At 72.2% G+C, this 17,542-nt stretch carries 14 protein-coding genes and 1 pseudogene; 10 read left to right on the plus strand and 5 right to left on the minus strand.

Annotation, left to right across the window (positions count from 1 at the left end; all coding sequences use genetic code 11):
* Positions 1 to 281: 281 nt before the first annotated feature.
* Complete coding sequence (gene groES / locus AC27L3_RS14235) at positions 282 to 590, plus strand: co-chaperone GroES (RefSeq protein ID WP_004955293.1); 309 nt, start codon at positions 282 to 284, stop codon at positions 588 to 590.
* A 95-nt stretch (positions 591 to 685) separates the two neighbouring features.
* The gene (gene groL / locus AC27L3_RS14240; protein WP_487234368.1) at positions 686 to 2,308 is read left to right on the plus strand and encodes a chaperonin GroEL; all 1,623 of its coding nucleotides are present in this window, start codon (positions 686 to 688) and stop codon (positions 2,306 to 2,308) included.
* Between the two features lie 92 nt (positions 2,309 to 2,400).
* On the opposite strand, the gene AC27L3_RS14245 is transcribed toward groL, so the two are convergent.
* The 3 genes from AC27L3_RS14245 to AC27L3_RS14255 all read right to left on the minus strand — a co-directional run bounded on the left by AC27L3_RS14245 (position 2,401) and on the right by AC27L3_RS14255 (position 4,800).
* Complete coding sequence (locus AC27L3_RS14245) at positions 2,401 to 3,120, minus strand: ester cyclase (RefSeq protein ID WP_487234369.1); 720 nt, start codon at positions 3,118 to 3,120, stop codon at positions 2,401 to 2,403.
* A gap of 82 nt (positions 3,121 to 3,202) precedes the next feature.
* Positions 3,203 to 3,976, minus strand: a complete 774-nt coding sequence (locus tag AC27L3_RS14250) for an SDR family NAD(P)-dependent oxidoreductase (protein WP_487234370.1) — start codon at positions 3,974 to 3,976, stop codon at positions 3,203 to 3,205.
* Between the two features lie 98 nt (positions 3,977 to 4,074).
* Positions 4,075 to 4,800 carry an MOSC domain-containing protein gene (locus tag AC27L3_RS14255; RefSeq protein ID WP_487234371.1) on the minus strand — a complete coding sequence of 242 codons (726 nt, stop codon included), beginning with the start codon at positions 4,798 to 4,800 and terminating at the stop codon, positions 4,075 to 4,077.
* Positions 4,801 to 4,879: 79 nt separating this feature from the next.
* Between AC27L3_RS14255 and AC27L3_RS14260 the strand changes: the two genes are divergently transcribed.
* Positions 4,880 to 5,791 (plus strand): LysR family transcriptional regulator, encoded by a 912-nt coding sequence (locus AC27L3_RS14260; protein WP_487234372.1) that lies wholly within the window; start codon positions 4,880 to 4,882, stop codon positions 5,789 to 5,791.
* Between the two features lie 120 nt (positions 5,792 to 5,911).
* Here AC27L3_RS14260 and AC27L3_RS14265 read toward each other — a convergent pair whose 3' ends face one another.
* Positions 5,912 to 6,238, minus strand: coding sequence for a WhiB family transcriptional regulator (locus AC27L3_RS14265; protein WP_344435113.1), 327 nt, complete (start codon positions 6,236 to 6,238; stop codon positions 5,912 to 5,914).
* Between the two features lie 421 nt (positions 6,239 to 6,659).
* On the opposite strand from AC27L3_RS14265, the gene AC27L3_RS14270 reads away from it, so the two are divergent.
* The 5 genes from AC27L3_RS14270 to AC27L3_RS14290 all read left to right on the plus strand — a co-directional run bounded on the left by AC27L3_RS14270 (position 6,660) and on the right by AC27L3_RS14290 (position 12,236).
* On the plus strand, positions 6,660 to 7,271 hold the full coding sequence (locus AC27L3_RS14270) for a response regulator transcription factor (protein ID WP_003948568.1): 612 nt from the start codon (positions 6,660 to 6,662) through the stop codon (positions 7,269 to 7,271).
* 261 nt (positions 7,272 to 7,532) lie between these two features.
* Complete coding sequence (locus AC27L3_RS14275; RefSeq protein WP_344435112.1) at positions 7,533 to 8,108, plus strand: sigma-70 family RNA polymerase sigma factor; 576 nt, start codon at positions 7,533 to 7,535, stop codon at positions 8,106 to 8,108.
* A gap of 145 nt (positions 8,109 to 8,253) precedes the next feature.
* Positions 8,254 to 9,756, plus strand: a complete 1,503-nt coding sequence (gene guaB, locus AC27L3_RS14280) for an IMP dehydrogenase (protein WP_487234373.1) — start codon at positions 8,254 to 8,256, stop codon at positions 9,754 to 9,756.
* Between the two features lie 120 nt (positions 9,757 to 9,876).
* The gene (locus AC27L3_RS14285) at positions 9,877 to 11,004 is read left to right on the plus strand and encodes a GuaB3 family IMP dehydrogenase-related protein (RefSeq protein WP_344435110.1); all 1,128 of its coding nucleotides are present in this window, start codon (positions 9,877 to 9,879) and stop codon (positions 11,002 to 11,004) included.
* Positions 11,005 to 11,132: 128 nt separating this feature from the next.
* Positions 11,133 to 12,236, plus strand: a complete 1,104-nt coding sequence (locus AC27L3_RS14290; RefSeq protein ID WP_365965664.1) for a rod shape-determining protein — start codon at positions 11,133 to 11,135, stop codon at positions 12,234 to 12,236.
* Positions 12,237 to 12,441: 205 nt separating this feature from the next.
* On the opposite strand, the gene AC27L3_RS14295 is transcribed toward AC27L3_RS14290, so the two are convergent.
* Entirely contained in the window at positions 12,442 to 13,713 is a 1,272-nt protein-coding gene (locus AC27L3_RS14295) for a nucleotide sugar dehydrogenase (RefSeq protein WP_487234409.1), read from the minus strand.
* A 247-nt stretch (positions 13,714 to 13,960) separates the two neighbouring features.
* Between AC27L3_RS14295 and AC27L3_RS14300 the strand changes: the two genes are divergently transcribed.
* Together AC27L3_RS14300 and AC27L3_RS14305 are read left to right on the plus strand one after the other, a co-directional pair.
* Positions 13,961 to 15,667: a glycerol-3-phosphate dehydrogenase/oxidase gene (locus AC27L3_RS14300; RefSeq protein ID WP_487234374.1), complete on the plus strand. Its 1,707-nt coding sequence runs from the start codon at positions 13,961 to 13,963 to the stop codon at positions 15,665 to 15,667.
* Between the two features lie 232 nt (positions 15,668 to 15,899).
* Positions 15,900 to 17,387 (plus strand): annotated as a pseudogene (locus AC27L3_RS14305) (serine/threonine-protein kinase); the annotation flags it as partial.
* Between the last annotated feature and the right edge of the window lie 155 nt (positions 17,388 to 17,542).

Below are 17,542 nucleotides of genomic sequence, written 5' to 3' on the forward strand. Positions count from 1 at the left end.
GCGCGGTCCCCGAGGGACGTACGAGGAGTGCGCCCGCGCCCCGGTGGGTAGGGCCTCGGGCGGCCCCCGTCGTCGCCTGCGCGTGCGGCTCGCCGCGGGTGTGAATTGGCACTCCGCTTGACCGAGTGCTAACCGCGTCATAGTCTCGGCTCCGTTGGCACTCTCCCCCGGTGAGTGCCAAACGCAGCGACGGGCAGGTCCGGCACCCGCGACGACGGATCGACCTGGTCGCCACCTCAGACAGTTAACCCCGTGAGATCTCCGAAGGGGGAGGTCGGATCGTGACGACCGCCAGCTCCAAGGTTGCCATCAAGCCGCTCGAGGACCGCATCGTGGTCCAGCCGCTCGACGCCGAGCAGACCACGGCCTCCGGCCTGGTCATTCCGGACACCGCCAAGGAGAAGCCCCAGGAGGGCGCCGTCCTGGCCGTGGGCCCGGGCCGCTTCGAGAACGGCGAGCGCCTCCCGCTCGACGTGAAGGTCGGCGACGTCGTTCTGTACAGCAAGTACGGCGGCACCGAGGTGAAGTACAACGGCGACGAGTACCTCGTCCTCTCGGCTCGCGACGTGCTCGCGATCATCGAGAAGTAATTCACCGGCAACACGTCTGCGCCCCTGGCTCCCGCGCCCATTCAGCCGGGCGCCCGGGGCGCAGTTCGTTGAGAGATCGCGAGGATACGTAACCCATGGCCAAGACCCTGAAGTTCGACGAGGACGCGCGTCGCGCGCTCGAGCGCGGCGTCAACAAGCTCGCCGACACCGTGAAGGTGACGATCGGCCCCAAGGGCCGCAACGTCGTCATCGACAAGAAGTTCGGCGCCCCGACCATCACCAACGACGGCGTCACCATCGCCCGTGAGGTCGAGCTCGAGGACGCCTACGAGAACCTGGGCGCCCAGCTGGTCAAGGAGGTGGCGACCAAGACCAACGACATCGCGGGCGACGGCACCACCACCGCCACCGTGCTGGCCCAGGCGCTGGTCCGCGAGGGCCTGCGCAACGTCGCCGCCGGCGCCTCCCCGGCCTCCCTGAAGAAGGGCATCGACGCCGCGGTCAAGGCCGTCTCGGACGACCTGCTGGCCACCGCGCGCCCGATCGACGAGAAGTCCGACATCGCCGCCGTCGCCGCGCTGTCCGCCCAGGACAAGCAGGTCGGCGAGCTCATCGCCGAGGCGATGGACAAGGTCGGCAAGGACGGTGTCATCACCGTCGAGGAGTCCAACACCTTCGGCCTGGAGCTCGACTTCACCGAGGGTATGGCGTTCGACAAGGGCTACCTGTCGCCCTACATGGTCACCGACCAGGAGCGCATGGAGGCCGTCCTCGAGGACCCGTACATCCTCATCCACCAGGGCAAGATCTCCTCCATCCAGGACCTGCTCCCGCTGCTGGAGAAGATCATCCAGGGTGGTGGCTCCAAGCCGCTGCTGATCATCGCCGAGGACGTCGAGGGCGAGGCCCTGTCCACGCTGGTCGTCAACAAGATCCGCGGCACGTTCAACGCCGTCGCGGTCAAGGCCCCCGGCTTCGGCGACCGCCGCAAGGCGATGCTGGGCGACATGGCCACCCTCACCGGTGCCACGGTCATCGCCGAGGAGGTCGGCCTCAAGCTCGACCAGGCCGGTCTGGACGTGCTCGGCACGGCCCGCCGCGTGACCGTCACCAAGGACGACACCACCATCGTCGACGGCGGCGGCAACAGCGAGGACGTCGCCGGTCGCGTGGCCCAGATCAAGGCCGAGATCGAGACCACCGACTCCGACTGGGACCGCGAGAAGCTGCAGGAGCGCCTGGCCAAGCTGGCCGGCGGCGTCTGCGTCATCCGCGTGGGCGCGGCCACCGAGGTCGAGCTCAAGGAGAAGAAGCACCGTCTGGAGGACGCCATCTCCGCGACCCGCGCCGCGGTCGAGGAGGGCATCGTCTCCGGTGGTGGCTCCGCCCTGGTCCACGCCGCCAAGGTGCTGGAGGACGGCCTGGGCAAGGAGGGCGACGAGGCCACCGGTGTCGCCGTCGTCCGCCGCGCCGTCGTCGAGCCGCTGCGCTGGATCGCCGAGAACGCCGGCCTCGAGGGCTACGTCATCACCTCGAAGGTGGCCGAGCTGGAGAAGGGCCACGGCTTCAACGCCGCGACCGGCGAGTACGGCGACCTGGTGAAGGCCGGCGTCATCGACCCGGTCAAGGTCACCCGCTCCGCCCTGGAGAACGCCGCCTCCATCGCCTCCCTGCTGCTGACGACCGAGACCCTGGTCGTCGAGAAGAAGGAAGAGGAGAAGGCGGAGGCCGGCCACGGTCACGGCCACGCCCACTGATCCCTGCGGATCGGATCCGCTCGCGCCGGGGCCCGGCCTCCCCTCGGGAGGCCGGGCCCCGGCCGCGTTTCCCGGCCCCCGGCCGGTACGTCTCAGCCCTCGGCCGGTACGTGGCGCTGGAGGTTCACCCCGCCCAGCTGCCGCAGCAGGCCCAGCAGGTCGTAGGTCCACCAGCCCTCGGCGATCTTGCCGTCCTCCAGCCGGAAGACGGTGCTGCCGGTCATCCGCACCTCCTGGCCGGTGGGCTGCAGGCCCATGAAGTCGCCCTGGTGGCTGCCGTGCCAGGTCCAGCGGACGGCGACCCGGTCGCCCTCGGCCAGCTCGTCGTGCAGGTCGAAGCGGAAGTCGAAGGCGTCGCGCCAGTCGGTGACGTTCTGCTTCATCGCCTCGTGGCCCACGATCGGCTCGGCCCTGCCGATGTCGTGGTCGCGGTAGCCGTCGGCGAAGAGCTCGTCCACGAGTGCGAGGTCGCCGCCGACCGCCACCTCCTCGAAGAACCGCCGCACGGTCGACTTGCCCAGCTGCTCGTCGCGGACGACGTCGAGGTCGGTGAAGGACGGCAGGCCCTCGCAGAGGGAGACGATCTCCTGGAAGACCCGGTCGGTCTCCGGGAGGTTCGAGTTCTCCATCGCCTTCTCGAACGAGGGGAACTCGATGATCTCGATGTAGTGATCCCTGTCGGAGTGGTCCCGGCCGACGACGGAGTGGGTGGCGGTGCGCTTTCCCTCGGTGAGCGCGATCCAGTCGTCCATCAGCCGGTTCATCTTGTCGAAGTGACGGGTCCTGCAGTCGACTACTTGCACGAAAGTCATGGCACGCCTCCCCGGTCCCGGGTGATATGTCCAGGTTAGCCCTGGCGGATCACCCGGGAGGAGCGGAGCGGCGGCGCCGGGGTCAGTTCGGCCCGTAGCGGCGGCCCGTCGTGGAGCCGGCGCGCGAGACGGCCCGGCGCGGGGCCAGCTTCAGCAGCCCGGTCAGCGCCTTGTACCGCGGGTCGGGAATGGACAGCGCCTTGCCGCGCGCCAGGTCCTTCAGCGCCGCGTCCACCAGTTTGTCGGCGTCCAGCCAGAGCCAGCCGGGGATGTTCTCCGTGCCCATGCCGGCCCGCTGGTGGAACTCCGTCCGTACGAACCCGGGGCACAGCGCCATCAGCCGCACCCCGCTGCCGGCCAGGTCGCGCGCGGCACCCTGGGTGAACTGCACGACCCACGCCTTGCTCGCCCCGTACGTGCCGCGCGGCACGAAGGCCGCCACCGAGGCCACGTTGATCACGCCACCGCGCCGGCGCTCGCGCATGCTCGCCGTGGCGGCCGAGGTCAGGCGCAGCACCGCCTCGCAGTGCACCTTCAGCATCGTCAGCTCGTCGGCCATGGGCACTTCGAGGTAGCGGCCCTTGTTGCCGAAGCCGGCGTTGTTGACCAGCAGGTCCACCGGGTTCTTGCGGTCGGACAGCCGTGCCTCGACCGCCTCGATGCCCGCGTCCTGCGACAGGTCGGCGCGGAGCACCTCCACCTCGACGCGGTGGCGGTCGTGCAGCTCGGTCGCCTGCTCGCCCAGCCGCTTCTCGTCGCGGGCCACGATGACCAGGTTGTGTCCGTCGGCCGCCAGCCGGCGTGCGAAGGCCGCGCCGATGCCGGCGGTGGCTCCCGTGATCAGTGCAGTCGTCATACAGGAACGTTAGTGCTCGCGCCGCCCTCCCGGCTGCCCGCCCGGGGGCGCCGTCGCCCCTCCGGGCGCCCCGCGGCGGCCGCCTGACGACCCGTGCGTCACATTCGCGCCATTGTTTCCCTTGTTTCCGCGGGCGCGGAAGCCGGCACCGGTGCCGGGCCGTACGCCAGCGCCTTCTCGCGCAGGTGCGGGGGCAGTGCCTCGCCGGCCGCCGGCAGGCCGGGCAGCAGGGACCGCTCCGTGGTCAGGGCGCGGAAGGCGTACGCGATCGTCACCTGGTGGTCGGGGCGGTGCTCGACGGTCACGGGGTCGCCCGCCCGTACCGTGCCGGGCACCAGGACGCGCAGGTACGCCCCCGGCGCGGCCTGCCGGGTGAACCGGCGCACCCAGCCCGCCTCGTTCAACCAGTCGGCGAACTTCCGGCAGGGGATGCGCGGGGCGGAGACCTCCAGCAGCAGATCCGTACCTATGCGCCAACGCTCTCCGATGCGCGCTCCGTTGACGTCCAGCCCCCGGGTCGTCAGGTTCTCCCCGAACGAGCCCGCCGGCAGCGGGCGGCCGAGCTCGCGCTCCCAGCCGTCGAGGTCCTCGCGGGCGAAGGCGTACACCGCCTGGTGGTCGCCGCCGTGGTAGCGCAGGTCGGCGATCGCGTCCCCGGCGAGGCCGCTGCCGCCGACGCCCCGCGGGCCGGGCGCGGCGACGGCCACGGGCCCGTCGATGGGCCGCTTGTCGATGCCGCTGGGCAGGCCGGGGGTGAAGGCGCCCTCGTGGCCGGGGCGGTCGTGCGTGCCGTTCCGGCCGATGTTCACGGAGATCACGTACATGGCCGAAGCCTAGGGGGTGCGGCTCAAAGCGTCGAACGGATATTTCCCACCTGATCCAAGGTGGCCTTATGCTCGAAATATGATCGAGGCTCGTCACCTGAGGGTGCTGCGTGCGGTGGCCACCACCGGTTCCTTCTCCGCCGCCGCCCGTGAGCTCGGCTGCACCCAGCCCGCCGTCAGCCAGCAGATGAAGGCCCTGGAGCAGTCGGCCGGCACCGCGCTGCTGATCCGCACCGGCCGGGAGATGCGCCTGACCGAGGCCGGCCAGGCCCTGGTGCGCCACGCCTCCGGCATCCTGGCCGGGCTGACCGCGGCCGAGGAGGAGATCGCGGCGATCGCGGGGCTGCGGGCCGGCCGGGTGCGCCTGGTGTCCTTCCCCAGCGGCAGTTCCACGCTCGTGCCCACCGCGCTCGCGGAGATGCGCGCCGCCCACCCGGGCACCCGCGTCTCCCTGGTCGAGGCGGAGCCGCCGCGCTCGGTGCAGATGCTCCGGGAGGGCGACTGCGAGATCGCGCTGGCCTTCCGCTACCCCCAGGTGCCCGGGGCCGACCCGGCGGCCGGTGCCGAGTGGGACGACCTCGTCGTACGGCCCCTGCTCAGCGACCGCCTCATCGGCGTGGTGCCCGAGGGGCACCGCCTGGCGGGCGCGGAGCGCATCGGGATGCAGGAGCTGGAGCGCGAGCCGTGGATCGCCGGCTGCCCGCGGTGCCGCCGGCACCTGGTGGAGGTCTGCGAGGAGTCGGGCTTCACGCCGCGCATCGACTTCGCGACGGACGACTACCCGGCGGTCTTCGGGCTGGTGGGCGCCGGCCTGGGCGTGGCGGTCATGCCGGAGCTGGCCCTGGAGTCGGTCCGGCCCAAGGGCATTCGCACGGTGCCGGTCGAGCCCGTCGTGCACCGCGAGATCGTCGCCCTGACGCTGCCGGACCTCGCGCGGGTGCCGGCGGTCGGGGCCATGCTCGACCGTCTGGTGGCCGCGGCGGGGCGCTGAGTCCTACGCCGAGGTGGGCGCCGGGCCGTGCGCCGGGCTGGGCGCCGGGCCGTACGCCGGGCCGGGCGCGCCGGGCCGCGTGCCGCGACGGGTATGTGCGGGGGCGCTCGGAGGGGGCGCTCAGGCGGTCATCGCGCCCGCGCCCGCGCCGCTCGCGTTGATGGGGCGGTGCCGTGCGCGCCCCATGAGCTCCTCGCGCTCGTCCTCCGTCAGGCCGCCCCACACGCCGTAGGGCTCCCGGACCGCCAGCGCGTGCGCCGCGCACTCGGCGCGTACCGGACAGCGCATACAGACCTCCTTGGCGGAGTTCTCCCGGGCGCTGCGGGCTGCTCCCCGCTCGCCTTCGGGATGGAAGAAGAGCGAGCTGTCCACTCCTCGGCAGGCCGCCAGGAGCTGCCAGTCCCACAGGTCGGCGTTGGGGCCGGGGAGGCGGGAGAAATCTGCCATGGCTTGTCCCCTCGAAGCGATCGTCGAATCCGCCGAAGCGATCCGCAGCGAACCGTGCAGGTACCTGCCTCTCCATCTGCCGTGTGAGCAGATGAAAATATGACTCATTGCGAATCTAGCCACAGACGCTGGCAAATGGGAAGAAAAACAGGTCCGACCGGGCAAATGGGGCATAGCTTGGCCCGTGAGCAGGGCGCCCCCCGTGCGCCCTGCTCCGTGTCCGCGCCCTCACGTAGAGTGCCGAACACGGCCGACCGAGCCCGTAACTCTTTCGGGTGACCGTCGTTGAGAGGGCGGAGGCGGTTGACGCATGAAGCAGCCGGGCGGGTGGCAGGGCCCGGCGCCGTCGACCGCACAAGGTGACGACCAATACCAGCCTCTGGAGGCTCAAGGTGACGCGCATCAGCTGCGGAGGGCGGCCATGACATCCGTCCTCGTCTGCGACGACTCCCCGCTTGCCCGTGAAGCGCTCCGGCGCGCGGTGGCGACCGTGCCCGGCGTCGAGCGCGTGACGACGGCGGCCAACGGCGAGGAAGTCCTCCGCCGCTGGGGCGCCGATCGCTCGGACCTCATTCTCATGGACGTACGCATGCCCGGGCTCGGCGGTGTGGAGACCGTGCGCCGGCTGCTGTCCGCCGACCCCGGCGCCCGGATCATCATGCTCACGGTCGCCGAGGACCTCGACGGCGTCGCGCTCGCGGTCGCCGCCGGCGCCCGCGGCTACCTGCACAAGGACGCCTCGCGCGCCGAGCTGCGGGCCACCGTGACCCAGGCGCTCGCCGACCCCACCTGGCGGCTGGCCCCGCGCCGGCTGCGCTCCGCCGAGATGGGCGCCGCGCCCACCCTCACCGCGCGCGAGATCCAGGTGCTGGAGGGCATGAGCCACGGCCGCTCCAACGCCGAGATCGGCCGCGAGCTGTTCCTCTCGGAGGACACCGTCAAGACCCACGCCCGGCGTCTGTTCAAGAAGCTGGGTGCCTCGGACCGTGCGCACGCCGTGGCGCTCGGCTTCCGCTGGGGACTGGTCCGGTAGGCGTGAGCCGGACCGTTCCGGTGGGCGAGCGGGCGGGGCGGGGCGCCGTGCGCTCCGCCCCCGAGGCCCCGGCCACCCGGCCCGCTGCACGTTTCCCGCGCGCTGCCGCATCCTTGAGGTATGGAGTTCCTCGGGGACGGCTCGGGCAGGCGTGATGGGAAGGTGCGGGAGATGACCGCCGGCGCACCCGCTCATAACGCTTCGGTGCACAACTATGGATGCGGTGCCACGGAGAATCCGGCTTCACGGCACCATGGACCGATGCGCGACGACGACACGACAGCCATTGGCGCGCTCGTCGCCCGCGCAGCCGAGGGCGACCGGCGGGCCACGCACGACCTGCTCGCCCTGGTGCACCCGCTCGCGCTGCGCTACTGCCGCACGCGGCTCTCCCGCCTGCCGGGCGACGCCCGGCACTTCGTCGACGACCTGGCCCAGGAGGTCTGCCTCGCGGTGCTGTGCGCCCTGCCGCGCTACCGCGACACGGGCCGCCCCTTCGAGGCGTTCGTGGTGGCCATCGCCGCCCACAAGGTCGCCGACCTGCAGCGCGCCGCGATGCGCCACCCGGGCAGCACGGCCGTGCCCTCCGACGAGATGCCGGAGCAGCCGGACGACTCGCTCGGCCCGGAGGAGAGGGCCCTGCTCAGCAGCGATGCCGAGTGGGCCAAGAAACTGCTCGCCAACCTCCCGGAGAACCAGCGGGAGCTCGTGCTGCTGCGCGTCGCCGTGGGGCTGACGGCCGAGGAGACGGGACAGATGCTGGGCATGTCGCCCGGTGCCGTGCGCGTCGCCCAGCACCGGGCGCTGAGCAGGCTGCGGGCGCTCGCCGAACAGTGAGCCGCCCGCATCACGCGGTGTCTTCGTACGGCATCCTGTACGAAGCTCCAAGTGATGCGGGCCTCACTCCTCGTGGAATGGGACACCCTGCGACGGCCGTTAGCATGGGAGTCCTCGCTGGGGCAAGACCATTTGGGAAGGTGTCATGACTGACAACGTCGACGGACTGCCCGGGAAATTCGCGATGCTCGGTCTGACATACGACGACGTCCTGCTGCTGCCGGGCGCCTCAGAGGTCCTGCCGAACACCGTGGACACCTCCTCCCGGGTCTCGCGCAACGTGCGGGTCAACATCCCGCTGATGTCCGCCGCCATGGACAAGGTCACCGAGGCCCGCATGGCCATCGCCATGGCCCGCCAGGGCGGCGTGGGCGTCCTGCACCGCAACCTCTCCATCGAGGACCAGGCCAACCAGGTCGACCTGGTCAAGCGCTCGGAGTCCGGCATGGTCTCCGACCCGATCACCGTCCGCCCGGACGCCACGCTCGCCGAGGCCGACGCCCTGTGCGCCCGCTTCCGCATCAGCGGCGTCCCGGTGACCGACGAGGCCGGCAAGCTGCTGGGCATCGTCACCAACCGCGACATGGCCTTCGAGACCGACCGCGCCCGCGCCGTGCGCGAGGTCATGACGCCGATGCCGCTGGTCACCGGCAAGGTCGGCATCTCCGGCGAGGACGCCATCGAGCTGCTGCGCCGCCACAAGATCGAGAAGCTGCCGCTGGTCGACGACAACGGCGTGCTCAAGGGCCTGATCACGGTCAAGGACTTCGTCAAGGCCGAGAAGTACCCGAACGCCGCCAAGGACGCGGGCGGCCGCCTGATCGTCGGCGCCGCGGTGGGCGTGGGCGACGAGGCGTACGAGCGCGCCCAGGCGCTGGTCGAGGCCGGCGTGGACTTCCTCGTCGTGGACAGCGCCCACGGCCACAGCCGCGGCATCCTCGACATGATCGCCAAGGTCAAGTCCAACATCAACGTCGACGTCGTCGGCGGCAACGTCGCCACCCGCGACGGCGCCCGGGCGCTCATCGACGCCGGTGCGGACGGCGTCAAGGTCGGCGTCGGCCCCGGCTCGATCTGCACCACCCGCGTCGTCGCCGGCATCGGCGTCCCGCAGGTCACCGCGATCTACGAGGCCGCCCAGGCCTGCCACGCGGCCGGCGTGCCGCTCATCGGCGACGGCGGCCTGCAGTACTCCGGCGACATCGCCAAGGCGATCGCCGCCGGTGCCGACGCCGTGATGCTGGGCTCGCTGCTGGCCGGCTGCGAGGAGTCGCCGGGCGAGATGGTCTTCATCAACGGCAAGCAGTTCAAGTCGTACCGCGGCATGGGCTCGCTGGGCGCGATGCAGTCCCGCGGCCAGGCCCGGTCGTACTCCAAGGACCGCTACTTCCAGGACAACGTCCTCTCCGAGGACAAGCTGGTGCCCGAGGGCATCGAGGGCCAGGTGCCCTACCGCGGCCCGCTGGCCTCGGTGGCCCACCAGCTCGTCGGCGGCCTGCGCGCCTCCATGGGCTACGTCGGCTCCGCCACCGTGCCCGAGCTCAAGGACAAGGGCCGCTTCGTGCGGATCACGTCCGCGGGCCTGAAGGAGAGCCACCCGCACGACATCCAGATGACCGTCGAGGCGCCGAACTACTCCCGCCGGTAGTAGTGCCGTAGCTTCCTACAGTGCCGCAGGAGCCCGCGACCGCCAGGCCGCGGGCTCCGCCGCTTCGGGGATACTGGATGCGGCAGACGGAGCGCCAGAGCAATTGGAAAGGCCACAGACGTGACTGAGATCGAGATCGGGCGCGGCAAGCGCGGGCGCCGGGCGTACGCGTTCGACGACATCGCCGTCGTCCCCAGTCGCCGTACCCGCGACCCGAAGGAGGTCTCGATCGCCTGGCAGATCGACGCCTACCGCTTCGAGCTGCCGTTCATGGCCGCCCCCATGGACTCGGTCGTCTCCCCCGAGACCGCCATCCGCATCGGCGAGCTGGGCGGCCTGGGCGTGCTCAACCTCGAGGGCCTGTGGACCCGCTACGAGGACCCCGAGCCGCTGCTGGCCGAGATCGCCGAGCTGGACGAGCGCACCGCCACCCGCCGCCTGCAGGAGATCTACGCCGCCCCGATCAAGGAGGAGCTGATCGGGCAGCGCATCAAGGAGGTCCGCGACTCCGGCGTCGTGACCGCCGCCGCGCTCTCCCCGCAGCGCACCGCGCAGTTCTCCAAGGCCGTCGTCGACGCCGGCGTGGACATCTTCGTCATCCGCGGCACGACCGTCTCCGCCGAGCACGTCTCGTCCGCCGCCGAGCCGCTGAACCTCAAGCAGTTCATCTACGAGCTCGACGTCCCGGTCATCGTCGGCGGCTGCGCCACCTACACCGCCGCCCTGCACCTGATGCGCACCGGCGCCGCGGGCGTGCTCGTCGGCTTCGGTGGCGGCGCCGCCCACACCACCCGCAACGTCCTGGGCATCCAGGTGCCGATGGCCACCGCCGTCGCGGACGTGGCCGCCGCCCGCCGCGACTACATGGACGAGTCCGGCGGCCGCTACGTGCACGTCATCGCCGACGGCGGCGTGGGCTGGTCCGGCGACCTGCCCAAGGCGATTGCCTGCGGTGCCGACGCCGTGATGATGGGCTCCCCGCTCGCCCGCGCCACCGACGCGCCGGGCCGCGGCCACCACTGGGGCATGGAGGCCGTCCACGAGGACGTGCCGCGCGGCAAGCGCATGAACCTGGGCGTGGTCGGCAGCACCGAGGAGATCCTGCTCGGCCCCTCGCACACCCCCGACGGCTCGATGAACTTCTTCGGTGCCCTGCGCCGCGCGATGGCCACCACCGGCTACAGCGAGCTCAAGGAGTTCCAGCGCGTCGAGGTGACGGTCGCCCCGTCGCAGCACGACAACCGCTGATTGCCCTCCGGCTCCGAACGGGCCCGTACCGCCACGGCGCGGTGCGGGCCCTTCGTCTTGCCTGAACTGTTCGTCAGCCGTTCGTCAGCGCCATATAAAGGTTCGATCATAGGGAATACTGGCGACTTATGGCGCAAAGCAAGTCGTTCAGCGGCAGGGACATGGGCATCGACCTCGGCACCGCGAACACGCTGGTGTATGTGCGGGGCAAGGGAGTGGTGCTCAACGAGCCCTCGGTCGTCGCCGTCAACGCCGAAGACGGCAGTGTGCTCTCCGTCGGCTCGGAAGCCAAGGAGACCATCGGTCGGACCCCCTCCAACATCGTCGCCATACGCCCCCTGCGGGACGGCGTCATAGCCGACTTCGAGGTGGCCGAGCGGATGCTGCGGCACTTCATCAAGAAAGTGATGGGCAACCGCTTCTTCTCGCGGCCGCGGGTCGTGGTGTGCGTGCCCTCCGGCATCACCGGCGTCGAGCGGCGCGCGGTCATCGAGGCCGCCTCCCAGGCCGGGGCCCGGGCGGTGCACCTGGTGGAGGAGCCCATGGCGGCGGCGATCGGCGCGGGACTGCCGGTCAGCGAGCCGACCGGCTGCATGGTCGTCGACATCGGCGGCGGCACCACCGAGGTCGCCGTCATCTCGCTGGGCGGCATCGTCACCGCCCGCTCGGTGCGCACGGCGGGCGACGCGATGGACGCGGCCATCATGTCGTACGTCAAGAAGGAGTACGCCCTCGCGATCGGTGAACGCACCGCCGAGGAGCTCAAGATGACGATCGGCTCGGCCTCGCCGGTCTACTGGGCCCCCGCGAACGGCGCGATCGGCGACTCCGAGGAGACCCAGGGCCTCGCGCCCTCGGACCGCACCACCATCCGCGGCCGCGACCAGGTCAGCGGCCTGCCCAAGACACTGGAACTGACGGCCGACGAGATCCGCCACGCGCTCACCGAGCCGGTGGACGCCATCGTGATGGCCGTGCGCCAGACCCTCGACGAGACGCCGCCGGAGCTCTCCGGCGACATCATGGACCGGGGCATCGTCCTGACCGGCGGCGGTGCGCTGCTGCGCGGGCTGGACGTGCGCCTGAGCCGAGAGCTGGACATCCCGGTGCTCATCGCCGACGACCCGCTGGACTGCGTCGCCGTGGGCACGGGCCGCTGCGTGGAGAACTTCGCCTCCCTGCGGACGGTGCTCGACGCCCAGCCGCGCATGCTCTCCACCGGCCGCCTCTAGGGCCTGCCGGGCGGCCCGGGCCTGGGGGTGGCGCGTTCGACTGCGGGCCGTCGGTGGCCGATCGCGCAGTTCCCCGCGCCCCTGACGGGGCGCCCCGTCAGGGGCGCGGGGAACAGCGCGACAAGCCACGACGCGCCCGCAGGCGGGGGGGCCGTGTCGCACCCACGCGGCGGCAGCCGCATAGGCGCCTGCCGGCGCGGTCGCGCTACAGGCGGTGCGCCGAGCCGGCGGGGCTCGCGCCCCGGGTGTCCAGCAGCAGCTGGGCCTTGACCGCGAGCCCCTGCAGGTCGTACGTGCGGTGGTGCTGCAGAAGCACCGTCAGGTCGGCCTCGGCCGCGGCCTCGTAGAGGCAGTCCGCCCGCGGCACGGGCCGGTCCAGCACGTGCCAGTGGGCGGCGTAGGGGTCGTGGTAGCTCAGCAGGGCGCCCATCTTCATCAGCCGGACCGCGATCTCGTGGGCCGGCGAGCCCTCCTGGTCGGCGACGTCGGGCTTGTAGCTGACGCCCAGCAGCAGGACGCGGGCGCCGCGCACGGACTTGCCGTGCTCGTTGAGGAGCGCGGCGCAGCGCTGGATGACGTAGCGCGGCATGCGCCCGTTGATCTCCTGGGCCATTTCCACCAGGCGCAGCGGGTCGCCGAGGCCGCGGCTGCGGTACGAGGGCAGGGCGCCGGGGTCGATGGGCACGCCGTGGCCGCCGACGCCCGGGCCGGGGCGGAAGGCCTGGAAGCCGAACGGCTTGGTCTCGGCGCAGCGCAGGACGTCCCACAGGTCGACGCCGATGTCGTGGCAGAAGACGGCCATCTCGTTCGCCAGCGCGATGTTGACGTGCCGGTAGTTGCTCTCCAGCATCTTGACGGCCTCCGCCTCGCGCGGGCCGCGGGCCCGGACGACCTTTTCGCAGATCCGCCCGTAGAAGGCGGCGGCGGCCTCGGTGCAGGCGGGGGTCAGGCCGCCGATGACCTTGGGGGTGTTGGCCAGGCCGTGGCGGCGGTTGCCCGGGTCCAGGCGGCCGGGGGAGTAGGCCAGGTGGAAGTCGCGGCCGGCGCGCAGCCCGGAGCCGTTTTCGAGGATGGGACGCAGGTATTCCTCCGTGGCGCCCGGGTAGACGGTGGATTCCAGAACAACAGTGGTGTTCGGCCGCAGCCGGGGCGCCAGGGCGCGGGCGGCGTCGCCGACGGCGCCGAGATCCAGTGCCCGGTCCTCGCCCAGCCGGGTCGGTGCGCAGATCACGGCCGTGCGGACCCTGCCGAGCTCGGCGTCCTCGGTGGTGGCGCGGAAGCCGGCGGCGACCATGCGGCGCACGACACCCGCCGTGAAGCCGTCGGCGCCGCCGGAGGGCACCCGGCCCGCGCGCAGCTCGGCGACCGTGCGGGCGTCGGTGTCGTATCCGACGGTGGGGATGGCGGCGTCGGTCGCGGCCCGGGCGAGCGGGAGGCCGAGGTGGCCTAGGCCGATGACGGCGAGGTCTGCGGGCATGGCGACGGGCATGGGGCGATGCGGTCCTTCCCGGAAGGGGGACGTCCGGCGGGGCTCGGCCGTTACATCAGGTTAGGCGGATATATGACTGATATCCGGTATTGCCCAGGTGTGCCGGGTGTGGTGTCCGGGGCCCCGGCCGGCGGCTCGCGCACGGCCCGGGCGGCCGATCTGGGGCAGCATCGAAGAGAGGACGGGTACTCGCCCGCGCGGCGGGTACGCGGAAGCGGCCAGGCGGGAGGCAGTGGTGAGGACAGCGACACTCGGGCCGGCCGAGCGCGGCGAGGCGCTCGCCCGGATGGCGGAGCGGGAACTGGACATCCTGGTGGTCGGCGGCGGCGTCGTGGGCGCCGGGACCGCGCTGGACGCGGCCACCCGCGGGCTCGCGACCGGCCTCGTCGAGGCGCGGGACTGGGCCGCGGGCACCTCCAGCCGCTCCAGCAAGCTCATCCACGGCGGCCTGCGCTACCTGGAGATGCTCGACTTCGCCCTGGTGCGCGAGGCGCTCAAGGAGCGCGGCCTGCTGCTGCAGCGCCTGGCCCCGCACCTGGTCAAGCCGGTGCCCTTCCTCTACCCGCTGCAGCACAGAGGATGGGAGCGCCTGTACGCCGGCTCGGGCGTGGCGCTGTACGACGCGATGTCGCTGTCGTCCGGGCACGGCCGCGGGCTGCCGGTGCACCGCCACCTCAGCCGCCGCAAGGCGCTGCGGGTGGCGCCCTGCCTGCGCAAGGACGCCCTGGTGGGCGCCCTGCAGTACTACGACGCGCAGATGGACGACGCCCGCTACGTCACCACCCTCGTGCGCACCGCCGCCGCCTACGGCGCCGATGCCGCCAACCGCGCGCGGGTGGTGGGCTTCCTGCGCGAGGGCGAGCGGGTGGTCGGCGCCCGCGTGCGCGACCTCGAACAGGGCGGCGAGTTCGAGATCCGTGCCCGGCAGGTCGTCAACGCCACGGGCGTGTGGACGGACGACACCCAGCAGCTCATCGCCGAGCGCGGGCAGTTCCACGTACGGGCGTCCAAGGGCATCCATCTGGTGGTGCCCAAGGACCGCATCCACTCCACCAGCGGGCTGATCCTGCGTACCGAGAAGAGCGTGCTCTTCGTCATCCCCTGGGGCAGGCACTGGATCATCGGTACGACGGACACCGACTGGGACCTGGACAAGGCCCACCCGGCCGCCTCCAGCGCCGACATCGACTACCTGCTCGAACACGTCAACTCGGTGCTGGGCGTGCCGCTCACCCGCGACGACGTGCAGGGCGTCTACGCGGGCCTGCGCCCGCTACTGGCCGGCGAGTCGGACGCGACGAGCAAGCTCTCGCGCGAGCACACGGTCGCCCACCCGGTGCCGGGGCTGGTGGTCGTGGCGGGCGGCAAGTACACCACGTACCGCGTGATGGCCAAGGACGCCGTGGACGAAGCCGTGCACGGGCTCTCCCAGCGGGTCGCCGACTGCGTCACCGAGGACGTGCCGCTCGTGGGCGCCGAGGGCTACCGGGCCCTGTGGAACGGCCGGGCACGCCTCGCGGTGCGCACGGGCCTGCACGTGGCCCGCGTCGAACACCTGCTCAACCGCTACGGGTCGCTGGTCGACGAGGTGCTCGCCTACGTCACCGCCGATCCGTCGCTGGGCGAACCGCTGACGGGTGCCGACGACTACCTGCGGGCGGAGGTCGTCTACGCGGCCTCGCACGAGGGGGCGCGGCACCTGGACGACGTGCTGACCCGGCGCACGCGGATCTCGATCGAGACCTTCGACCGCGGCACGCGCTGCGCCCGCGAGGTCGCCGAGCTCATCGCGCCGGTGCTGGGCTGGGACGCGTCCCAGGTCGACAGGGAGGTCGAGCACTACGAGAAGCGTGTGGAGGCCGAACGCGAGTCGCAGCGCCAGCCGGACGACCTGACGGCGGACGCGGCCCGGCTGGGGGCGCCGGACATCCAGCCGGTGTGAGTGGCGCGTAAGGGCTGCCGGTGACCGTCTTGTGACAGGGCGGCAGCAACGGGAACCGGACGTTCCGGAAGGAAGTCCTCACAAAGGGAGCCGCGGAGGCGCCACCGTGCCCCTCGGCATGCACTCGTCACCGGGGCTCTCGGACCCTGGCCTTCCACCGGTCCGCGGATGAGAGACAATGGTCGCTCTGCCAGGGTCGGTTGGTCGCAGAGCTGATTGCCAGAGGGGACGCATGTCGGAGGCGGAGCAGACGCAGGGCACGACAGGGCGCCTCCTCGCCGGGCGTTATCGCCTCGGAGGCGTCCTCGGGCGTGGTGGCATGGGCACCGTCTGGCGTGCCACGGACGAGACCCTGGGCCGGGTCGTCGCGGTGAAGGAGCTGCGTTTTCCGGCCAACATCGACGAGGACGAGAAGCGACGCCTCATCACGCGCACGCTGCGCGAGGCCAAGGCCATCGCCCGCATCCGCAGCGCCGGCGCCGTCACGGTCTACGACGTCGTCCACGAGGACGACCGGCCGTGGATCGTCATGGAGCTCATCGAGGGCCGCTCGCTCGCCGACGTCATCCGCGAGGACGGCCCGCTGCACTGGCGCAGAGCCGCCGAAGTCGGCCTCGCCGTCCTCGACGTGCTGCGCGCCGCCCACCGCGAGGGCATCCTGCACCGCGACGTGAAGCCGTCCAACGTGCTCATCGCCGACGACGGCCGGGTCGTCCTCACCGACTTCGGCATCGCCCAGGTCGAGGGCGACCCCTCCGTCACCTCCACCGGCATGCTGGTGGGCGCCCCCTCCTACATCTCCCCCGAGCGCGCCCGCGGCCAGAAGCCGGGCCCGCCGGCCGACCTGTGGTCGCTGGGCGGCCTGCTCTACGCGGCCGTCGAGGGCGCGCCGCCGTACGACAAGGGGTCGGCCATAGCGACCCTGACCGCCGTGATGACCGAGCCGCTGGGCCCGCCGAAGAACGCCGGGCCGCTGGCCGAGGTCATGTACGGCCTGCTGGCCAAGGACGCCCACAAGCGCCTGGACGAGGCCGGTGCCCGCGCCCTGCTGACGGACGCGGTCAACGCCCCCGACGAGTACCTGGCGAAGAAGCCGAAGCGCGACCCGGACCTGGAGGCGACGCAGGCGATCGCCATACCGTCGATACCGGACAAGCCGGCCCGCGCCGCGGGCGGCGCGTCCGCCGCCCCGGTGAAGGCGGGCAAGCGGGAGTCCGGCGGGGAGCGCACGCAGCGCACGCCGTCCTCCGCGCCCTCCCTGCCGCAGGGCGGGGCGGGTTCCTCCACGGCGGCCGGCCCGGCCGGGCGCACGGGCGCCGCCGGCTCCGCCGCGCGCTCCGGCACCGGCACCGGCCAGCGCCACCGCGGCGCCTTCCGGCCCCTGCAGGACATCGACGCGGTGAGCGCGTCGTCCGCCCGCTCGGAGGAGTCCGGGCAGCCCGTGAAGCTGCGCGTGGGCAGCGTCGCCGCCGGCGCCCGGGGCGCCCGTGGCCTGCGCGGCGGCACGACGTACGGCCGGGCCTCCCTCACCGACGTCGTCCCGCGCAAGGTCCTGCTCGCGGCGGCGGTCGTCGTCGTGCTCGTCGTCATCGGCACCGTGCTCGCCATCTCCCTGAGCGGCGGCAAGGACGACGACAAGGGCGGCTCCCCCGCGCCGCACAAGAAGGCCGCGCACGTGCTGACCACCCCGGGCACTCCGGCCGCCGGCGGCCCGGCCGGGACGTACTGAGCCGTACGGGCCCTGAGGGGCCGGTCCGGCACGTATCGTGAAGGACCGGGGACCGTACGCATCCGTACGGGACCGCGAGGCGTCCGTCAAAGCGTTGCGCGCCGAACGCCTTTGACGGTCGTTCGGGGCAGTGCCGGGCCGCACGG

Source organism: Streptomyces sp. PKA51 (assembly GCF_057552455.1).